Source organism: Mesorhizobium sp. M8A.F.Ca.ET.021.01.1.1, assembly GCF_003998025.1.
GTDB lineage: Bacteria > Pseudomonadota > Alphaproteobacteria > Rhizobiales > Rhizobiaceae > Mesorhizobium.
The window spans coordinates 1-2,210 of the sequence record NZ_RZSJ01000784.1 but is presented as its reverse complement, the minus strand read 5'-3'; the positions used below and the strand labels follow the sequence as shown (position 1 = coordinate 2,210).

General features: G+C 64.3%; 4 protein-coding genes. 1 reads left to right on the top strand and 3 read right to left on the bottom strand.

All coding sequences use genetic code 11. From position 1 onward, the window contains the following. Positions 1-404 (bottom strand): DUF4126 domain-containing protein (locus EOA36_RS33805; protein ID WP_127281054.1); only part of this gene is annotated, 404 nt, incomplete at its 3' end. Between the two features lie 151 nt (positions 405-555). Continuing rightward, positions 556-1,203: a glutathione S-transferase family protein gene (locus EOA36_RS33800; RefSeq protein ID WP_127281053.1), complete on the bottom strand. Its 648-nt coding sequence runs from the start codon at positions 1,201-1,203 to the stop codon at positions 556-558. Between the two features lie 247 nt (positions 1,204-1,450). Between EOA36_RS33800 and EOA36_RS33795 the strand changes: the two genes are divergently transcribed. Beyond that, complete coding sequence (locus EOA36_RS33795) at positions 1,451-2,008, top strand: sugar O-acetyltransferase (RefSeq protein WP_127281052.1); 558 nt, start codon at positions 1,451-1,453, stop codon at positions 2,006-2,008. An 18-nt stretch (positions 2,009-2,026) separates the two neighbouring features. Here EOA36_RS33795 and EOA36_RS33790 read toward each other — a convergent pair. Beyond that, the coding region (locus EOA36_RS33790; RefSeq protein WP_348629837.1) for a helix-turn-helix domain-containing protein at positions 2,027-2,210 on the bottom strand (184 nt) is incomplete at its 5' end.

Genomic DNA, 2,210 nt, shown 5'->3' with positions numbered 1-2,210 from the left:
GACAGGGACAGGCAGGGTCGCCATTGGCGGGCCGCCTGACGGCCGCGCGCTTCGGCGCCACCCAGCGTGCCGATGACCGCGCCGATGACGCCAGCGATCAGGCACACGATGGTGGCGCCGCCGGCCGCGCCGATCACCGCGCCAGAGAAGGCGCCGAGCAGGATGCGGGCGCCGAACTGCTGCGGCACCTTGCGGCTTGGCGTCGACGGCAGCTGGTCGGTGACCAGTTCGACGATGGCCAGGATGGTGAAGATGACGACAGCCGCCCAATGGCTCATGAAGCTCGCCCAGGTGCCGGCAACCGGCAGCCAGCCGAGATAGGCGCCCCAGGCGACGGCGGCAGGTGCCGTCATGGCGCGCAGGCCGGCAATGACGCCGATCAGGAGTGCAAGAATGTAGAGCATGGTCGATCCCCCTCGATCCCGGGCCGGGACGGCCCTGAGACGGCAGGCTACCATAGGCCGGATATTTGGCTAGGCCGCAGACTCATGAGCGCGCAAACGTGGTCGAGATGGAAGCGCCGAGCGAACATGCTCGGCTCCATGAGCCAATGTTTCAGTTGGCTGATGGAGCGTTGACCGCAAATTGCGCGGCGAAAGCCCTGAGATAAGCTGGCCGCGCTTCCCCGCGCGCCACATAAGCAGCCAGGTTTTGGTATTCATCCAGAATGCCTGACATTCTCAGTCGCAGCAGCACCGACACCATCAATAGATCGCCGGCGCTGAACGCATCATCGAGCCAGTCGGCGACGCCCAGATGAGCCGAGAGCCTGTCCAGCCGGGCGCGAACACGGTCCTTTACCAGCGGCAAGCGCTCCTCGCTCCAGGGCTTGTCAGCTTCGAAAATCCTTGCCGTGGTCAATTCGAGGACCGGCGGCTCGATGGTGTTCAATGCGGCAAACATCCACGTGATCGCACGGGCGCGCTCCTTGCGATCCTTCGGCAGCAGGCCCGCATGCTGCTCGGCAAGATGAAAGACGATAGAGCCGGTCTCGAACAGCGAGAGAGAACCGTCCTCATAGGTGGGAATCTGGCCGAAGGGATGGATGGCCAGGTGCTCAGGCGCCTTCATCCCCGCGAAGGAAACAAAACGAACCTCATAGGGCTGCCCCACTTCTTCCAGCGCCCAGCGAACGCGGGTATCGCGCGCCAGTCCCTTGCCGCCATCGGGCGATCGTTCAAAAGCCGTGATCGTGATTGTCATCGCGGTCGTTTCCTTGCCTGGGCGAATTTCTTCGGCCACTTATCGTGAAGACGAATGAGCCTGCCGGAAATCGACAGCGGTCTTGAACTATTTTCATTTGCTGGAGCAGGTCGCGAATGGCCGCTTCCAATCAAGGTCGTGATAGCACGGTGACCAATTCCGTAAGGCCGCGTATTCTGGCTTATGGGTTCACGTCCTGGTCCTTGCCTCGGCGCTGTTCGCAATGATGTCAAACGGAGGCACTGCCATGGTTCAGAGCGAACGCGCGAAAATGGCGGCCGGCGAATGGTACAGGTGCCTGGATGACGATCTTGGCGCGTTGCGCGCCGTGGCCGCGGATGCCGTGTTCGAACACAATACGCTGCCGCCCCGTCAGCGCGGGAACCTCGGGCCAGCCCTGCGGACACTGCTGGGCGGCGTGGGCGAGGGCGCCCGCATCGAGGCGCCTTTCCATTGCGCCTACGGCTTCAACATCTGTCTCGGCGACGGCGCCTTCCTCAATGCCGGCTGCACCATCCTCGATACCGCTTCGGTGCGCATCGGCAAAGGGACGCTGCTTGGCCCCAATGTGCAGATCTATTGTGCCGAGCACCATAAGGAGCCGGCAGGCCGGCAGGCGGGACTGGAGATCGCCAGGCCGGTCACGATCGGCGACAATGCCTGGATCGGCGGCAGCGCGGTCATCCTTGGCGGCGTCAGCATCGGCGAAGGCGCCATAGTGGGCGCCGGGGCGGTGGTGACGCGCGACGTGGCGGCGAATACGACGGTGGTCGGCAATCCGGCGCGGGTGATCAAGCGCGGTTGAGGTTGCTTTCGTCGGCAATCAATGCGACAGGGCGCCCGCCGTGCGCTCGTCCCGCTCGCTCCGCCTGGAAAATTCACGCCGGTACTGCGCCGGTGAGGTCCGGAGCCGCGCCGAAAAGTGCTGGCGCAGCGAGGTGGCGCTGCCGAAGCCGGCCTCGAAGGCGACGATGTCCATCGATTTCTCCGTCGCTTCCAGCAAGCGC